Genomic DNA, 18,480 nt, shown 5'->3' on the forward strand with positions numbered 1-18,480 from the left:
GTGGATTTTGATCTGAATAACCCGCATTTAGCACCGAACCGCTACTTTGACCGGCATTTTGAACAAGAAGCCGTGAAAATTTTGCCTGGCGAATACTACGTCACCGCCCAGCAAATGTTGATTGTCACGGTGTTAGGGTCTTGCGTTTCTGTTTGTCTGCGTGATCCGGTAGCAGATATCAGTGGCATGAATCATTTTCTGTTGCCATCCGAAGGGGGCAGTTCAAATGACATGTTGTCTGAATCTGCCCGATATGGCGTGTTTGCCATGGATATTTTGATTAACCATATGCTCAAGCTGGGTGCAGCGCGACATCGGCTCGAAGCGAAAGTTTTTGGCGGCGGCAATGTACTGAAGGGCTTCACGACCACCAACGTCGGTGAGCGCAATGCGGAATTTGTGCTGGATTATCTGAAAGTTGAAGGCATTCCGGTGATCGGCAAAGACTTACTCGATGTGTATCCGCGCAAGGTGTATTTTTTTGCCGAAACAGGTCAGGTGCTGGTGCGTAAGATTAAAAATCTGCACAACAGCACAATTATCGATCGTGAAAGTGCTTACCGGATGCAACTGCGGCAAAGCAGACAATCCGGTGACGTGGAATTATTTGATGAGTAGAGGGACTACATTTGACCAAGGTATTGATCGTTGATGATTCGGCGTTGATCAGAAGTTTACTGACTGAAATCATTAAATCTGAGCCTGGTTTTGTCTTAGTCGGTGCCGCTGCCGATGCTTACCAGGCCAAAGATCTGGTCAATCAGTATCAGCCCGATGTGATTACGTTAGACATTGAAATGCCAAAAGTTGATGGTTTGACCTTTTTAGATCGATTAATGAAAGCAAGACCTACGCCGGTGCTGATGATTTCTACCCTGACAGAGCGGGGCGCAGATGTGACTTTGCGGGCGCTCGAGCTCGGCGCGGTAGATTATATAGCGAAGCCCAGAATCGACGTCGCGGCCGGGATTGAAGCTTACCGGCAGGAGATTATCGCTAAGATAAAAAGTGCAGCTCAGGCCAAGCTCGGCAATCGTCAGCGCAGCGCGGTAAAGCAGGTTAAGAACCAGCAACAGTTCAATGTTTCAGAGAAAATTCTCGCCATCGGTGCTTCGACAGGCGGCACCGAAGCGCTGAAAACATTGTTACTGTCCTTGCCGCTAGACTGCCCGGGCGTGCTGATCACGCAGCATATGCCGGCTGGTTTTACCAAAACCTTCGCTGAACGCCTGAACAAGTTATGCCCGCATACGGTGAAAGAAGCAGAAGATAATGATCGGGTATTGCCAGGACATATCTACGTTGCGCCCGGTAGTTTCCATCTTGAATTGGTGCGTTCCGGTGCTGATTTTCGCTTGAAACTGAGCGACGGTGACAAGGTCAGCGGGCATAAGCCATCGGTTGATGTGTTGTTCCGCTCGGTGGCAAAAGCTGCAGGCCCTAATGCAGTCGCGGCGATTCTAACCGGGATGGGCAAAGATGGTGCAATGGGGATCCAGGAGATTCACCATGCGGGCGGCTATACGATTGCACAGGATGAGGATAGTTGTGTGGTATTTGGCATGCCAAAAGAAGCCATTCTGACCGGGGCCGTTGATCGGGTTTGTCCATTGTCGGATATCGCACAATTGGCGTTTAACGAGTTGTCGCGCAGGGGCAGTTACCGGCTCTAGTGCAAGTATTCAAAGGGTCACCAGCTTGCCCAGGGTTTATCCCGCCTGGACAATCCGCGTAACCACGTTTGACCGGCAGATAGCTGCGCTGTGCGGGCTACAAAACCACGGGCATTTAAGAGTACAATAGCCACTTTCGTTGATGGCAAGACAATTTCGACGCTGATTTACAGGGAAGTTTGACAATCATTTGGATGATGGATACCAGCGCTGTGACCAGTTCCAGGTCATTGTTAACTGGCAGACGAGTACAGCCGGAATTGTGAGCGCTTGAAAAAGCCCTGCAGATCCCGACAAACCCCAAAGTGCATCATCCGCTGGCCAGACAGGCTGCAGCATGCACTTATCACGACCCCAAAAGACTGCAATGTGTTGAGTGGTAAATTAATGATTATATTGACATTTTCAATGGTTTCGCCAAATTGAGTCGCTTTGTGAAGTCTGTGCTTTAGCCTCAACATTTGCCTGCACATTTGAAACGACAGCTGTGCCATCGCAGATGTGACTCATGTGGTTGTTGTTAAAATTGTTGCTTGCCAGCGCTGTTGTCTAAGGTTTTTAGCTTGCGGAACAAATTGTTCTGCTTCACCGGTAGTGACAGTTATATCCGGAATTAAAGTCAGAGGTTATGCGTGTCTGTTAGAACTTTTTTAGTCACAGGTGGTGCCGGTTTTATTGGCTCTGCTGTTGTACGTCACCTGATTGAACATACTGCGCACAACGTGGTGGTGCTGGATAAGCTGACTTACGCCGGCAATCTGAATTCGCTGACATCAGTGGCAGCTTCTGATCGTTATCAGTTTGTTCAGGCTGATATTTGTGAACAGCACAAACTGCAGCAGATATTTAGCGATCACCAACCTGATATCGTGATGCATCTGGCGGCTGAAAGTCATGTTGACCGTTCTATCACCGGCGCCGGTGAATTTATCCAGACCAACATTGTCGGTACTTATACCTTGCTGGAAGCGGCCCGCGCTTATTGGCTGCAACTCGATGCGGCCAAACAGGGGGCATTCCGTTTCCATCATATTTCGACCGACGAAGTGTACGGCGATTTGCATGGCACTGATGATCTGTTCACCGAAGCCACGCCTTATGCGCCCAGCAGCCCGTATTCAGCCAGCAAAGCAGCGTCGGACCATTTAGTGAGGGCCTGGTTACGCACCTTTGGTTTGCCAACTGTTGTGACCAACTGCTCAAATAATTATGGTCCTTATCATTTCCCGGAAAAACTGATCCCATTGATGATTTTAAATGCGCTGGCCGGCAAACCGCTGCCGGTGTACGGCGATGGCAAACAAATTCGCGACTGGCTGTATGTAGAAGACCATGCCCGCGCTTTGGTGCTGGTGGCAACGACCGGGCAAGTTGGCGAAACTTACAATATTGGCGGTCACAACGAGAAGCAGAATATTGAAGTGGTCACAACACTCTGCGCGTTGCTGGAAGAGCTGGCGCCGCATAAACCGGCTGGAGTGGCACAGTTTGCCGACCTCATCACTTATGTCAAAGACCGCCCCGGCCATGATGTGCGTTATGCCATCGATGCCGGCAAAATTGCCAATGAACTGGGTTGGCTGCCGCAGGAAAGCTTTGAAACCGGCTTACGCAAAACGGTGTTGTGGTATTTGCAGAATCAGCCTTGGTGGCAAGCGATCCTCGACAACACTTATCAACAAAAGCCGGCAGGGCAAAGATGATGCGTCGCATTGTATTGTTGGCGCCAAATGGCCAGGTTGGGTTTGAACTGCAGCGCAGTCTGGCGCCGCTCGGACAGTTATTTTGCCTGAGCCGCGCAGACGTGGATTTTCGCGATACCGCAGCAACCAGTGCACAGGTGCTGGCATTACAACCGGATCTTATCGTTAATGCGGCGGCCTGGACTGCGGTGGATAAAGCCGAAACCGAGCAGGACGCGGCTTATCTGCTGAACGCGGCTTTACCCGGCGCACTGGCAGCGATCGCCAGGCAACTAAACTGCTGGCTGGTGCATTATTCCACCGACTACGTTTATCCGGGCACAGGTGAACAACCGTGGCGCGAAGATGACGTTACAGCACCTTTATCTGTCTATGGTGCCAGTAAACTGGCCGGCGATCTTGCCATCCAACAAAGCGGGGCGCGCCATCTGATTTTCCGCACCAGCTGGGTGTATGCAGCCCGTGGCAATAACTTTATGAAAACAATGCTGAGATTGGCCGCGCAGCGCGAAAGCCTCAGTGTGGTTGCTGACCAGTTTGGCGCTCCGACACCAGCACGCTTAATCGCCAATGTGACGGCTTTGGCACTGCAACAAGTGCTGGCACCATCATCTAAAGCCAACGATGGTCACATTAGCGATAAAAGCAGCGATAAAAGTGGTGTGTATCATCTGGCGGCAGCGGGCTATACCAACTGGTATCAGTTTGCTGGAGCCATTTTTGCCATGGCTCGCCAGGCAGGAGTGCCGCTGGCATTGCAAGAACAACAGTTCAGCGCTATGACCACCGCACAATATCCGACACCGGCGCAACGGCCGGCCAATTCCAGATTAGACTTGTCTAAACTAGAGCAGACCTTTGGTCTGTCACTGCCTGACTGGCACAGCCAGTTAGCGCAGACATTTCACGAATATCGTGATGCTGTATTTTCATCATGATATGCATAAGGATGGTTGTTAATGCGTAAAGGTATTGTGTTTGCCGGCGGTTCCGGCACCCGCTTGCATCCTTTGAGTGATTGAGCTTGATATGAACGGTAAGCTGTTTTAGAAAAACAAGCCGAAATACAGGTCTGTAATTTTATGATAGTCAGGTCAGTGACATCGCTAAATTGATACAATCTTCGGTGCGTGGCGAACAGGAAATCAACTGAGTGGGTAAGGCTTCTTCGCAATAGTAGGTCGAAGTTGAGGTAAAACGCATGGGGCGCTGTTCTGGATAGAAGCGTTCATGGTTCGTTACTAAAAGCCGGTTCCTGTGAGCACCACAGAGCATCAGCAGCGGTTGGTTAGTTTAGAAGAAATGATCTGGCGTTATGACTTGAATCACGGCAAGCAACTAAAGCATCAGGCTCGTCTTTACCTGACAACACAGAATGATCTGTACTTAACGAATTTTCTTGCAACGATTTGGAATCTGAACCATGCAGTTTACCCGCCTTGCAATACCGGATGTGGTATTGCTGACACCAAAAGTGTTTGATGACGAACGCGGTTTTTTTATGGAAACTTTTCGTCAGAACGAGTTTGAGCAGCATTGCGGTCATTTTCAGTTTGTGCAAGACAACCATTCACGTTCGGGCAAAGGTATTTTGCGTGGTCTGCATTATCAGTATAAATACCCACAGGGCAAATTAGTACGTGTGAGTCGTGGTGAAGTATTTGATGTGGTAGTGGATATGCGCAAAAACTCACCGACGTTTGGTCAATGGGTGGGTAGCTATTTAAATGATGTGAATAAGCAAATGCTGTGGGTACCACCAGGTTTTGCTCATGGATTCTATATTCTGAGTGAAACGGCAGAGTTCCAGTATAAGTGCACAGACTATTACACCCCGGACGATGAATACGCCCTGCTATGGAATGACCCTGAAATAGGTATTCAGTGGCCTCTGTGTGTAGAATCGCCAATACTGTCTGCGAAGGATATAAAAGCACGACCATTTCGAGAATGCCCGGTGTTTGAGTCGTAATCTATTGGATGCCCTGATTTACCAGGCTAAATCAATCCGAGACTCCCGCAGGTTTTTTTGCTCTATTAAGTACATAGTCTTACTGGTAAATACAGTGCTGTTGTTAGCCGTAACGCGGATATTGGATCGCCAATGCCTTTAGTCGTTGCCGGACGCAGTTATCGATGTTTTTGGGCTAATACCCTAATGCGGTGCGACTCAACCCCCCAACCTGCAAACAGCCTATTCACTCAGGCGAAATGTTTCAATTAAAAGCAGAGCAACAGGTTTTCGAGCTGCTGGCGCAACCATTGTTGGGACGGCTCATCCTGCTTGGCGTCGTTCACTTCAAGACCCGCATACTTACTGCGCCAGTTGTTTTTCTGCGCCTGGCCGGATGGATAGGCGTGTCAACGCACATATCCGCTTGATGCAGGCTGTTATCGTTGCCATAAAACAACGCTGACCAGCGCTGTTACAGCGGGGTGTTGGCAATGCATAGGACACAAAATCAGCTGGTTGAACCGCCAGCGTTAAACAGGGAGGCAGCGAGCCCGGCGGCAGGTCTGTCCGCTGCAGCCGCCGCATTAAAACTGGCGGCCGACGGTCCGAATGAGCTGCCCGGCAATGCTCCAACATCGAATCTGCAGCTGTTGCGCCAGGTGCTGACTGAGCCGATGTTTCTGATGTTACTGGCCGCCGGCTCTATCTATTTCGCGCTGGGCGATCGTACCGAAGCGATATTGCTGCTTGGCTTTGTCGTGCTGGTGATAGCGTTGACCTGGCTGGAACAGCGCAAAACGCAGCGCACGCTGGAGTCGTTGCGTGATTTGTCGGCGCCGCGGGCGCTGGTGATCCGGGATCAACAGACGCTACGCATTGCTGCCCGCGATCTGGTGTGCGGCGATATCATCATTTTGCGTGAAGGCGATCGGATCGCCGCCGATGCCACGTTGTTATCGGGACAACTCGCCGTCAATGAGTCGCTGTTAACCGGTGAAGCGATGCCGGTATCGAAAATGACCCGGCAGCAGCACCAGGATGCCAGCGTATCGGTGCAAGCTTCTGCCGGGGCAGCTGCTGATGTCAGTACATTGTTTGCCAGTACTGTGGTCGTCAGCGGGCTGGGGCAAGCCGTGGTGCATGCGACGGCAGGAGCGACTGCCGTTGGTCAGATCGGCAAAGATCTGGCGAAGAGCCAAATTCAGCCATCGGTGCTGCAAACTGCATCCGGCCAATTAGTGCGCCGGCTCGGTGCGCTGGCATTAGTGATTGCCCTTTGTCAGGTGTTGCTGACCTGGTGGTGGGACCAACAGCCACTGTTGCCTAGTTTGCTGTCTGGAATTGCGCTGGCGATGGCGATTTTGCCGGAAGAAATTCCGGTGATCCTGACGGTATTTTTGGCGATGGGCGCCTGGCGTCTGGCACAGCAACAAGTATTGACGCGCCGTGTCGCGGCAGTGGAGTCGCTCGGTGCGGTGTCGGTGTTGGCGGTAGATAAAACCGGCACTTTGACATTGAATCAGATGCAGGTGGCTGCGCTGGCTATTCCAACGGGGCAAGACAGCGCTGAATTGTTTAGTCCGGCAGAGGCTAAGTTGCTGCCGGAAACTTTTCACAGCCTGACCGAATTCGCCATGCTGGCGACGCCGGGCGATCCTTTTGATCCGATGGAACAAGCCATTCAACAATTCAGTGATCGTTGGTTAGCCGGTACTGAACATGTGCGGGATGGCCGGCAACCCGAACGGGAGTATCCACTAAGTGCCGATATTCTGGCGATGACCAAAGTTTTTGCCGGCAATACCCCGCAGCAATATCTGCTGGCGGCGAAAGGCGCCCCGGAGGCGATTGCCGACCTTTGTCATTTAACGCCGGCACAGTGTGTGCAGATCCAAACGCAGGTCCACGCCATGGCTGAGCGCGGCTGGCGCGTGTTGGGCGTGGCCCGTGGTCTGTGGCAACAACAAAATGGCCGGGACAGCGGCTGGCCTGAGAGCCAACATCAGTTTGATTTCAGCTTTTGTGGTCTGGTTGCGCTGGCCGATCCGCCAAGGCCCGAAGTGCCGGCTGCCATTGCGGAATGTCGTCAGGCCGGGATCCGGCTGCTGATGCTGACCGGCGACCATGCCGACACGGCGCGGGCGATCGCCGCTCAAATTGGCTTGTCCGAGCGGCCGGAAGTGCTGACCGGCGCCGACATTGCCGCGCTGGATGACGCGGCCTTAACCGCGCGGCTGCAGAAAACCGATATCTGTGCCCGACTGCAACCGAGCGACAAGTTGCGGCTGGTGACGCTGTTGCAACAGCAAGGCGAAGTGGTGGCGATGACCGGCGATGGCGTCAATGATGCGCCGGCGTTAAAGGCGGCGGATATCGGTATTGCCATGGGGCAACGTGGCACCGATGTGGCGCGCGAAGCGGCCGCGCTGGTGTTGCTCGACGACAGTTTCAGCCGCATTGTCAGCGCCATCCGACAAGGCCGGCGCATTTATGACAACATCGGTAAAGCCACCCAATTTACCTTTGCGGTACACATGCCGATTATTGCGCTGGCACTGGTGCCGGCTTTCCTGCACTGGCCGGCGTTGTTATTGCCAGTGCATATCGTGTTGCTGGAACTGATCATCAATCCGACTTGCTCCATTATTTTTGAAGCCGAGCCCGGCGCCACCGACCTGATGCAACGGCCACCCCGGGATCTTCACACCTCGCCATTCAGTCTGCGCCAACTGGGGCAGGGCTTGTTGCAGGGCGCTGGCATCGCGGTGATTTTACTCTGCATGTACGGCTGGTTATTCGCCCGGCACGGCGCCGGTGTGCGCAGCAGCAGTCTGATTGTGCTGATGTTATTACTAAGTGTGTTTCTGCTGATCCTGGCTAATCGTGATCGCGCGCGTCCGGCCTTGTCGGGGCTGTTCAGTCAGAATCGTTGGGTGGTGCGGCTGGCGCTGGTCATGATTCTGCTGCTGGGTCTGCTGATGTGGTTGCGGCCGCTGGGGGCCGTGATGGGGACTATAACGCCGGCCGGGACCGATTTCATGGTGGCCGCGGTTGGCGCTGTGCTGATGCTGCTGTGGCTTGAATTGCTGCGCCGGACCAGTGCGGTGGCGCCGGCAAAGCCCGTCGTATGACCAAACCAGCAGCCCCAACGGAATCAGCGGAATCGCCCGGCGCTGCTACGACTGCTGCTCCGCCTGCTGCAACAGCGTTTGTTCCGACGGTTGAGCCGGCAGATACTCAGCCAGCGCGCTGGCGCCTGCTGGTGCAGCGTTACGGGCGTGGTGTACTGCTGATTGTGGTGCTGATCGGCGCCATCATCTGGTTGGGGCCGCGTTTATTGCGCGGGCCGCAAGTGGCGTTGCTGCAGGTGGTGCAACAGGATTTTGTCCAGTCGGTGGTTGCCAGTGGGCGGGTGGAATCACCGCACCGCGTCAGTGTCGGTGCGCAAATCACCGGCACGGTGGCACGGGTGCCGGTTGATGAAGGGCAACAGGTCGACGTGGATACCATCCTGATTGAGCTGGACGCCAGCGAATTACAGGCGGTGGTGACACAAGCCCAAGCCAGCGTAGCGCTGGCCCGGGCGCAGTTACGCCAATTGCAGGAAGTTCAGGCGCCAGTGGCGGCACTGGCTTTGCAAGAGGCCGAGGCAAATCAACGGGCAGCGCTGCGGATCTTGCAACGTCAGCAGGAATTAAAAGCCGACAACATGATCAGTCAGTCGGTGCTCGACGAAGCGCAGCGCGCGGAGCAAGTGACGCGCAGTAAAGTCAGCAGCTTTCGGCAGCAGTTGCTCAGCACGGGCGCGCAGGGCAGTCAGGCTGAGCTGGCAGCGGTGACTTTGCAACAGGCGCAGGCCAGCTTGCAATTGGCGCTGGCGCGGTTGTCTTACACCAGGCTAACAGCGCCGGTCGCCGGCGTGTTGATCTCAAGGCAGGTCGAACCCGGCAGTGTGGTGCAGCCGGGTCTGGTGCTGATGCAGCTGGCGCCTTCGACCAGCACCCAACTGGTGGTGCAGATTGAAGAGAAAAACCTGCATTTACTTCAGCTTGGCCAACGGGCGCTGGTATCGGCCGACGCCTACGCCGATGTTTCTTTTCCGGCAATGCTGACCTACATCAATCCCGGTATTGATGCCGGCCGTGGCGTGGTTGAAGTCAAACTGGCGGTCGCGACGCCACCGGCGTATTTACGCCAGGACATGACGGTGTCGGTGGATATAGTGGTGGCATCGCGGCTACAGGCGGTGTTGGTACCGGCTGGCGCCGTGCATGACAACGATCCGCGCGCACCTTGGGTACTGTTACTGGATGGCTGGCGGGTGCGGCGGCAGGATGTGCAGCTGGGCCTGCGCAGTCGAGGCTGGTCTGAAGTGCTGAGCGGATTGCAGCCGGGAGACTGGCTGGTGCCGGTCAGTAACGGCCAAATTCAGCCAGGCCAGCGCATCCGGCAACTGCCAGCTGTGGCAGGTGTCAGCAAATGACAGAGAGCGGAGCGGTTGCTTATACCTTGCCGTCCTGGCAACCCTTTGAATGGATTGTGGCGTTGCGTTTTTTACGCGAAGGCCGTATTCAAACTGCATTTATCATCAGTGGCATCGCGCTCGGCGTGGCGGTCATTGTGTTTATGTCAGCACTGTTGGTCGGCGTTCAGGCCAATTTTATGCAGCGCGTGCTGACCGGGCAGGCCCATATTCAGTTATTGCCAGCCAAAGAAGTGGTGCGGCCGCAGCAAGGTAAAAACGCCGGTACAGCGGCGACTGTGTTGTATGACGCGATAGTGCAGGCGCCGCTGCAACGGCTGAAAAGTATCGATCAATGGCAAAGCATTGCGCAGCAGATCAGCCGGATGCCTGAAGTGCTGGTGGTGTCGCCGGCGGCAACCGGAGCCGGGTTGATCCTGCGTGGTGACACCAGCCGGGCTATCTCAGTGATTGGCATCAAACCTGAACTGTATTTTCAGATAGTGCCGCTGGCCGACAAAATCATCAGCGGCAGTTTGCGCCTGACCGGGGCTGATATGTTAATTGGCTCTGAGCTGGCGACCGATCTGGGCGTCAGCACCGGCGATCAGTTGCATGTGACTGCGGCTTCCGGCACTGCCACAATTTTACGCGTGACCGGCATATTTGACCTTGGCAATAAAGGCGCCAATGCCCGAACGACCTTTGTTGCACTGCGCACTGCGCAGAGTCTGCTCGGTCTGGTCGGCGGCGTGTCAGTGCTGGATGTGACGGTGCAGGACATTTATGCCGCCGAAACCATCGCGCTGCGTATTCGTGCCGCGACCGGCACCGACGCACAAAGCTGGATCGCCACCAACGCGCAGTTTTTTGTCGCGGTCGGCGCCCAACAGAGTTCCAATACCGTGATCCGTTTATTTGTCGCTTTGTCGGTCGCACTTGGCATCGCCAGTGTGTTGGTGGTTTCGGTGGTACAAAAGTCGCGGGAGATTGGGATCCTGCGGGCGATGGGCATTAGTCGTGGCCAGATCCTGCGGCTGTTTTTGTTGCAGGGCGGTGTATTGGGGCTGGGCGGTGCTGTTCTTGGCGCCGTGCTGGGCGCGCTCGGTTTATTGCTGTGGCAGCAACTGCAACGCAATGCCGATGGCACGCCATTATTTCCGCTGAGTTTCGATCCGGTGTTATTTATCAGTGCCTTAGGTCTGTCGATGCTGACGGGTTTAGTATCGGCATTTATCCCGGCACTGCGGGCCGCCCGGTTAGACCCTGTGGTGGCTATTCGTGGCTGAATCCGGCGATGTGCCCGCGCTGGTACTGCAACTGCAAGGCGTGCGTAAAACCTTTAATGCTGACCTGCCAAATGCGGTGGAAGTGCTGCATGGTATCGATTTGACACTGCACGCCGGCGAATTTTGTGCCGTCGTCGGGCCGTCAGGCTCCGGTAAAAGTACCTTGCTGAATATTGTCGGGCTGCTGGACCGGCCTACCGCCGGCACTGTCACCATTTGCGGTCAACTGACGCAGGGCTTGGCAGACCGGGCGTTGACGCAATTGCGTGGCCATCGGATTGGCTTTGTCTTTCAGTATCATCATTTGCTCAGCGCTTTTACCGCGCTGGAAAATGTGTTGATGCCCATGCTGGCCGACGCCGGCTCCGTCAATCAGCAGATGGTGCAGCGCGCCACGGATCTGTTGGATCAGGTCGGTCTGCACGCTTATCTGGCACAACCTGCCACCCAATTATCGGGCGGTCAGCAGCAGCGGGTGGCTTTAGCCCGGGCGCTGGCGATGCAACCGGCGTTGTTATTGGCTGATGAGCCGACCGGCAACCTCGATACGGTCAGTGCTGATGCGGTGTTTGCACTGTTACGTGACATCAGCCGTAGCGCCGGCATGGCAGTGTTGTTTGTGACGCATAACGAAGCGCTTGCCAGCCGGTGCGACAGAACCATCAACGTGGTGGATGGGCTGATTATTGCTGAACCGGCGGCAGACAGGACTTGATGATGTTGCAGTCTGGCGTGCCAGCGCACCGAGCTTTGCATTTGCAGGCGCTAGTCTGGGCAGGGCAGGTGATGATCTGCCGACCTCAAAGCAAGGACAGTCCAATGAAACTTTATGGCTCATACAAATTTACCGGTCTGCTGTTTATGACGGCAGCGCTTCTTGCCGGTTGTAACCCGGCGCCAACACCGCCGCTAAAAACGGAAGTGGTCGATCTGGACGTGACCACGCAGGTAAAAATGGCGCTGATGAATGACCCGGTACTGAAAAATCTGAATATTGAAATTCTGACCACCAACGGCGATGTCCGTTTGGTCGGTGTGGTCGAGACTCAGAGTCAAATGGATACCGCACTCACTCTGGCGAAAGGGGCTGCCGGCGTGCATACCGTGCACAACGAGTTGACCATTAAACCTGAATAAGCGCGCCTTGACTGAAAAGCCCAGCAGCTGTTGCCGCTGAAAAAAAAACGCGGCTTTCGCCGCGTTTTTTCTTTGCCACTGCCTGGTTATTCCAGGCGGTAGCGCACACCCAGCGCCACGCGCGGGCCGTATTGGCGGGCAAACAGGAACTGCTCTTCGAAGCGGCCGTAACCCCGTTCGGTTTCGTTGTTCAGGTTAATGCCCTCGAGGAACACGGTCAGTTCTGGCAGGATGTCGTAGTTGACGCTCAAATCCCACTGGCCAAAGGTTTCAGCAAATTGCGGTGGTGCATCGCTGGAGCCTTGCGCCTGACCGACGCCGATCAGGTATGAATCCCGCCAGGCGTAAGTAACTTTGACTGACAGACCGTCTTTTTCATAAAACAGCTGCATGTTGGCTGAGTCACTCAAACCGGTCAGCGGCGCTTGCTGGCTCAGGCTCATCACGTCAAATTCGACATCACCCTGTACAAAAGTCGCGTTGGCTCCAAGGCCAAAACCGGTTTCGCCGAGCAGATGCTGGAAGGCCACTTCAAACCCGTCCACTGCTTTACTGTCGGTATTGGCCGGCTGGCTGATTTGCCACACCATCAGTGGATCATCCGCTGCCGGTTCAATTTTGCCTTGTGCGTTGCCATTGCCATTGGCCAGCATTTGCGCATAAATCGCGCTGCTGGTGGCTTGCTCGCCACGGGCCGCGAGGTCGGCCACGGCTTTTTTGTAGCGCGGGCCGTTCAGGATATCGCGCAGGCCTTCGATAGTCGTTTGGGTGATAGTCGTCTGAATAAAGTTATCGACGTCTTTGCGGAAATAACCGACGGCGGCATAACTGCCTTCGGCGTAATAATATTCCAGGCTCAGATCGAGGTTGGTCGATTCAAACGGCAACAGATTGGTATTGCCCTGACTACCGCTGCGCGCATCTGGTTTTGGACTGCCACTTAAGCTACGGCCACCGGCCAGAAAGCCCAGTGGTGCCCGGGTGATGCTTTTGCCATAAGAGAAACGACCGACTAAGTCCTCACGCAGTTCGGCTTTGAGGTCAAACATCGGCAATAACACGTCGTGCTTGCCTTCCTGCGCCAGGAAGTTGGCTGTGCCGCCTTGCTGATACTGCGTGATCCATTCGGACGGGCTTTCCCAGTTCACTTGTGTTTCGACGCGCTGGCGCACGGTGCTGTCGACGCTGGTTTCTTCGTAGCGCAGGCCCAGATTCAGTTGCAGCGGGATATCCTTCAGCGTGAAATCAAAACGGCCTTGCAAATAGACACTGTCGGTGACTTCGTTGACATAGCTTTCGCTGTCGATGCCATCGATGTACGGGTCAATCGAATATTCATCGGCGCCCATGACGGCTTTGGTCAGGAACGCCAGCTGGCGGGCAACGGCTTCGTCAAAGTCATAGCTGTAGTAGTAGTTTGGTTGCAGATTATTGCCACCGCCGGCGAACTGGTCGAGGAAGTTCGCTGTGCTATGACGGATAAACATCGCATCCGGGAAAATCTGCGGATATGCCGGGTTAAAGCCCGGGCCGCCACGCAGACCGCTCCAGCCTTGTTGGCCGCCCATGGTCTGGTCAGTGCGCGCAATACCAAAACCGACATCGGTCAGCGGGAACTTGAAGAAATCATTGTCCCATTTACCATCGAGTTGCCATTGCTGAATTTCGGCTTTGCCCGGTGAATGAATAAACTGGCTGAAGTTCGAGTCAATCTCACCCGGGTTCAGCGTGGTGGTGCCGTTTTTCCAGTACACCAGCGCTTGCGGGATCTCACCACTGCGGTAGTCGTAGACTTTGCGCAGCAGCTGGTCTGAACCCAAAATGACCTGGCCTTGGCTGCCGAGGCCTTTGTCGGCGCCATTGTCGGCTTTGTTGTCCGAGTCATGGTAATCCAGCGTCAGTTGCAACGCGTCATACACCTGCCAGTCAAAGTTCACGCCGACCGATGCCGCTTTGACTTCGGTGGTGCCTTTGCTGGCAGTGAACGAGCCGTCGTTGCCGCTGATATCGGCGTACAGGGCTGTGCCGTTGGCGTCTAATTCATAGCCGTTGATGTTGCCGCCAAACTCGTTCCAGATGCCCCAGCCGATACTCTGGCTGCCGGTGATGGCGCGCGATGCGGTGTAGTCGATGGTTGCGGTAAAGGCGTCAATTGGCCGCACCTGTAACGTCAGCTGGCCGTTGCTGCGCTCACGTTGTACGTCTTCAATGCTGTAGTTCATGTCTTTGGCAAAATAATAATTGCCGGTTGGTTTGCCGTCCGCGCCGACCGGGCGGGCGTCTTTGACTTTATCTGCTGCTAGCGTTGGCAGCGCCACATTGGCCTGCCAGCCTTGCACGTTGGCTTGTTGCTTCTGGAAGTCGCGTTCCTGATGCGACAAAGACAACGCCAGACCGACTTTGTCGTCAAACATCGTCGAACTCAGCACTGTCGCCAGTTCCGGCGTCACATCATCGCCAATCTCATTCGAGCTGTCGTAAATGGCTTTCGCAGTAGCAGAAGCATGTAACCCCGGTTTTTGCAGCGGCCGGCTGGTGATTATATTGACGGTCGCGCCTAAACCACCACTCGGGTTGGAGGCGCGGGCGGTTTTGTAAACTTCCAGCGCACTGACGCCTTCGGAGGATAAGTTTTCCAGACTATAAGAACGGGTATAGCCGGTGCCCGGCATTTGCCGGCCATTCAGCGTCACCAGGTTAAAATCCGGGCCAAAACCGCGTACCGTGATCTGACTGCCTTCGCCATTGGCGCGGCTGACCGACACGCCGGTGATCCGCTGCAGCGATTCAGCCAGGTTGGTATCCGGGAATTTCCCCATCTCTTCAGCGGAAATCGCATCAACCACACCATTGGCTTCGCGTTTGATATCCATCGAGCGGATTAAACTGCCGCGAATACCTTTGATTTCAATCACTTCTACTTTTTCTTCTGCAGCGCTGGCGGCCGTTTGCTGCTGTGCGGCATAAGCCGGCAAGCCGGCGCCGAGCGTCAGCAGTATCGCGCTGGCGAGCTTGGTTTTACTAAACATTGTTTTGTTCATACGCAATCCTGTTTTCACTGCACCCGGCGGCGACACGACAGCGGGCCGGGTGACTGTGATCTGTTTAATGATCAGGTGTTTCTAGTTCAACTATTTGATCTGTAAACGCATTTAATTTGCATGCTTATTTGATCTGAACGTTGTCGAGCCGGTATACAGCGCCATTACCCTGGCCCCAGGCCGGGAATACCATCACGATGTCGATAGCACTGACGTCCAGACCTTTGTCGGCCAAATCTTTTAAGCGATAGCTGTAGGTTTGCCACTGACCAACCACCGGTGCTTTGCCTTCGAGGCTTTCGCTCAGTTTCAGCTGAACGGCACTGGCAGCGTCTTTGGCTTCAATCTTAAACAGCCAGTCAGCGCTGCTGTCACTTGGCGGTGTGACGACTTTCATCTCGAATTTCACCACAGCGGTGTTGAGGATGTTGCTGGCGTCAAAATAAGTGCCGTCAGCGGCAAAGATGCCCATCACTGTTGGTTGGCCACCGATTTTGTATTGGGCCGTTTTGCCATGTGCCGCATCGTCGTCTTCGACCGTTGGTTTACTGCCACCACAACAATCCCACAGCGACCAGTTGGCAGCCGCGGCGTCGGCAAACAGTGTCAGACCGCTGTTACTCGGCAAAGCCGGTTCGCCGATGCTGGCGTTGTCGACACGATACACGGCACCATTGCCTGTGCCCCAGGCCGGGAAGATCATCACGACGTCGATGGCACTGACATCTAAACCTTTTGCGGCTAAATCGCTGAGTTTAAACGTGTAGGTTTGCCATTGGCCGGTGACCGGCGCTTTGCCTTCGACACTGTCGGTCAGATTCAACTCCACAGCGGTGGCGGCGTTATTGGCTTCGACTTTAAATTTCCACACTGAGGCCGGATCGCTGGGCGCGTTGACAACTTTGAGGTCAAACTTCACCACGCCTTTGGCCAAAATAGCGCTGGCATCAAAAGGTTTGTTGCCGCCGTTATTGCTGGGGCGCGTAATAAAGCCCATCACCGTTGGTGCGCCGCCAATAGTAAATTCAGCGGTCATGCCATGTGCAGCGTCGTCCAGCTGTTCAGTTGGTTTACTGCCGGCACAACAATCCCACATTGGCCAGTCCAGATTCTGACTGTCCTTAAACAGGGTTAAGGACGGGGCAGCACTGCCAGGGCCGGCGATTTTGACATCATCCACCTGATACACGGCGCCTTCGCCTGAGCCCCAGATTGGGAAAATCATCACCACATCAATCGATGATAAATCGAGGCCGGCATCGGCCAGTTTTTTCAGCGGAAAGGTGTAGGTTTGCCAGACACCGGCGGCCGGCGCTTTGCCTTCATTGCTCGCGGTTAAGTCCATTTCTACCGCACTGGCGGCGTTGTTACTTTCAACTTTCAATTTCCACACAGCTGCAGCGTTGTTCGGCAGCGACACGGCTTTCATGGCGAAACTTAAGCTGCCGGTATTGGCCAGCGGCGAAGCGTCAAACGGTGACGGTGTACCGGCCGGATCTTTGATAAATTCCGCGCGGCTGATAAAACCGTTGACGGTAGGGGCTCCACCGACGCGGAATTCCATCACGCCACCACGCTGATTGTCATTGACCACTGTTGGCTTGCTGCCACCGCAGCAATCCCAGCCTGGCCAGCTTGGATTTTCGGCATTGTCAAAAATAGCCAGATTGCGAGCTACACCATCTGATGGTGGAACCGGAATGGGCGCTTTGCCTTCGACTAAAGCGTCGCTGGTTTTGTCATAACCAGGCCGTATCGTTTCACAGCCTTTGCCGGTGTCCGGATTAGCGGCGCATTGATAGGCGCGGACGTAATCAACGACAAAGCTTTGGCCGTTGGCAAAAGCTGCTGCGTCGATGCCTTTGTTATTGACGTTTTCCGGCCAGTTACCGCCGACTGCGAAGTTCAGGATCAGGAAGAATTTCTGATCAAAAGGTGCACTGGTCCAATAGGTATTTAACTTACCGCTGGTCTGGTCAAAATATTCAGTGAACCAGCCGCGATGTTTCAGGCCCACCGCCTGATCTTTGCTGTTATAACGCACTTCGGATTGACGCTGCGTGGCATAGAGGTAATCGTCTACGTACCAGCGGACCTCGCCTTGTTGCCATTCCACCGCATAGGTATGGAAGTCGTCAGCCGGATTTTTACCGCCAGGCAGTGCATAGTTTTTGCCGGAGCTGCTGTTATTCGGCCAGGGTTTACCGTAATGCAGCGTACCGTGCACATTGGATTCGACGTTGCCTTTGGCGTCTTTGACCTTCAGGTTCACCGCTTCCATGATGTCAATTTCGCCGGAACGTGGCCAATCGCCATACACAGAATCGGTTGGCATCATCCAGAATGCTGGCCAGGCGCCTTGACCTGATGGCAGTTTGGCGCGCATCTCAAAGCGACCATATTTAAAATCAGCTTTTTTCTTCGTGGTGATACGGGCCGAGGTATAAGGTTTTTCAGCACCTGCTGCGGCTGGTTTCGCCACAATATTCAGCATGCCGCCACTGGTAAAGGCGTTGGCTTTGTCCGCGGTATAACATTGTTTTTCGTTATTGCCGCCGCCGGCGCAGTTCACTTCAAAGTTCCATTTATTGCTATCGATACTTTGGCCGTCGAATTCGTCGCTCCAGACTAAATTCCAGCCGGTGGCTGGTTTGCTGGTTTCGGTTTTGCTGAGATCAGTCTGGGTGGCGGTGTCGCCGCCGCAGCCGGTCAGCAGCGTGCTGCTAAGCAGTGCCGAGCAAAACAGCGTTTTACTGAGCCGGGCGCCGGACAGGCCGCCTGTCAGTGTCAACGTGCGCGCCGGCGTCATTCGCGGGTGTCGTTTGTTCATTGTGCTTGTCCTGTTAACTGGTGAACTGCTGATGTGGTTCGGCGGCTGAATAACAACCGACCAGCCACGCCTCAGTTTGTTTTTATCTTTTTGTGTTGCGTGCAATTTGCTGTAAGCGCTTTCTGAAAGCGCTTACAGAAGGCTATTGCTGAAATGCATTGCCGTCAACCAACTGTGGTCAGTTTCGTCGCAAAAACCAGCACATTTTGCTATAAACTGTTCTGCCACCGGTGGCTGAATAAAACAAAAAAAGCAAAAAGGTAACGCATTTTGGCAAACACTTTCGAGGAGCTTCCTCTCTAGAATGTTTTGGGTGGGACAGATCCGTCTGATTAAGAAGTACAGGTAAAAGATACTGCAATCCCACACCCCGAACCGATGGTCATTATCT

Annotated in this window: 13 protein-coding genes; 11 read left to right on the forward strand and 2 right to left on the reverse strand. The window is 54.4% G+C overall.

Going from position 1 to position 18,480, the window contains the following annotated elements:
- The 11 genes from cheD to ACQ66Q_RS18335 all read left to right on the forward strand — a co-directional run bounded on the left by cheD (window position 1) and on the right by ACQ66Q_RS18335 (window position 12,218).
- Complete coding sequence (cheD, locus tag ACQ66Q_RS18285) at window positions 1–618, forward strand: chemoreceptor glutamine deamidase CheD (protein ID WP_430458088.1); 618 nt, start codon at window positions 1–3, stop codon at window positions 616–618.
- A gap of 11 nt (window positions 619–629) precedes the next feature.
- Window positions 630–1,673 (forward strand): protein-glutamate methylesterase/protein-glutamine glutaminase, encoded by a 1,044-nt coding sequence (locus ACQ66Q_RS18290; protein ID WP_430458089.1) that lies wholly within the window; start codon window positions 630–632, stop codon window positions 1,671–1,673.
- A gap of 632 nt (window positions 1,674–2,305) precedes the next feature.
- Window positions 2,306–3,376 (forward strand): dTDP-glucose 4,6-dehydratase, encoded by a 1,071-nt coding sequence (rfbB, locus tag ACQ66Q_RS18295; protein WP_430458090.1) that lies wholly within the window; start codon window positions 2,306–2,308, stop codon window positions 3,374–3,376.
- On the forward strand, window positions 3,373–4,314 hold the full coding sequence (rfbD, locus tag ACQ66Q_RS18300; RefSeq protein WP_430458091.1) for a dTDP-4-dehydrorhamnose reductase: 942 nt from the start codon (window positions 3,373–3,375) through the stop codon (window positions 4,312–4,314). The genes rfbB and rfbD overlap by 4 nt, the downstream gene beginning before the upstream one ends.
- A 485-nt stretch (window positions 4,315–4,799) precedes the next feature.
- Window positions 4,800–5,348 carry a dTDP-4-dehydrorhamnose 3,5-epimerase gene (gene rfbC, locus ACQ66Q_RS18305; protein ID WP_430458092.1) on the forward strand — a complete coding sequence of 183 codons (549 nt, stop codon included), beginning with the start codon at window positions 4,800–4,802 and terminating at the stop codon, window positions 5,346–5,348.
- 239 nt (window positions 5,349–5,587) lie between these two features.
- On the forward strand, window positions 5,588–5,758 hold the full coding sequence (locus ACQ66Q_RS18310) for a hypothetical protein (RefSeq protein ID WP_430458093.1): 171 nt from the start codon (window positions 5,588–5,590) through the stop codon (window positions 5,756–5,758).
- Between the two features lie 63 nt (window positions 5,759–5,821).
- Entirely contained in the window at window positions 5,822–8,461 is a 2,640-nt protein-coding gene (locus ACQ66Q_RS18315; RefSeq protein WP_430458094.1) for a cation-translocating P-type ATPase, read from the forward strand.
- Window positions 8,458–9,813: an efflux RND transporter periplasmic adaptor subunit gene (locus ACQ66Q_RS18320; RefSeq protein ID WP_430458095.1), complete on the forward strand. Its 1,356-nt coding sequence runs from the start codon at window positions 8,458–8,460 to the stop codon at window positions 9,811–9,813. Before ACQ66Q_RS18315 ends, ACQ66Q_RS18320 begins: the two co-directional genes overlap by 4 nt.
- Window positions 9,810–11,081: an ABC transporter permease gene (locus ACQ66Q_RS18325; RefSeq protein ID WP_430458096.1), complete on the forward strand. Its 1,272-nt coding sequence runs from the start codon at window positions 9,810–9,812 to the stop codon at window positions 11,079–11,081. The genes ACQ66Q_RS18320 and ACQ66Q_RS18325 overlap by 4 nt, the downstream gene beginning before the upstream one ends.
- Window positions 11,074–11,796, forward strand: coding sequence for an ABC transporter ATP-binding protein (locus tag ACQ66Q_RS18330; RefSeq protein WP_430458097.1), 723 nt, complete (start codon window positions 11,074–11,076; stop codon window positions 11,794–11,796). Before ACQ66Q_RS18325 ends, ACQ66Q_RS18330 begins: the two co-directional genes overlap by 8 nt.
- Window positions 11,797–11,900: 104 nt before the next feature.
- A complete protein-coding gene (locus tag ACQ66Q_RS18335) occupies window positions 11,901–12,218 on the forward strand; it encodes a BON domain-containing protein (RefSeq protein WP_430458098.1) in 318 nt (105 codons plus the stop codon).
- Window positions 12,219–12,304: 86 nt separating this feature from the next.
- Here ACQ66Q_RS18335 and ACQ66Q_RS18340 read toward each other — a convergent pair whose 3' ends face one another.
- The gene (locus ACQ66Q_RS18340) at window positions 12,305–15,259 is read right to left on the reverse strand and encodes a TonB-dependent receptor (protein ID WP_430458099.1); all 2,955 of its coding nucleotides are present in this window, start codon (window positions 15,257–15,259) and stop codon (window positions 12,305–12,307) included.
- Window positions 15,260–15,383: 124 nt separating this feature from the next.
- Window positions 15,384–18,089 (reverse strand): family 16 glycosylhydrolase, encoded by a 2,706-nt coding sequence (locus tag ACQ66Q_RS18345; protein WP_430458100.1) that lies wholly within the window; start codon window positions 18,087–18,089, stop codon window positions 15,384–15,386.
- Window positions 18,090–18,480: the final 391 nt, after the last annotated feature.

The organism is Rheinheimera sp., from assembly GCF_965283995.1.
Classification (GTDB): Bacteria; Pseudomonadota; Gammaproteobacteria; order Enterobacterales; family Alteromonadaceae; genus Pararheinheimera.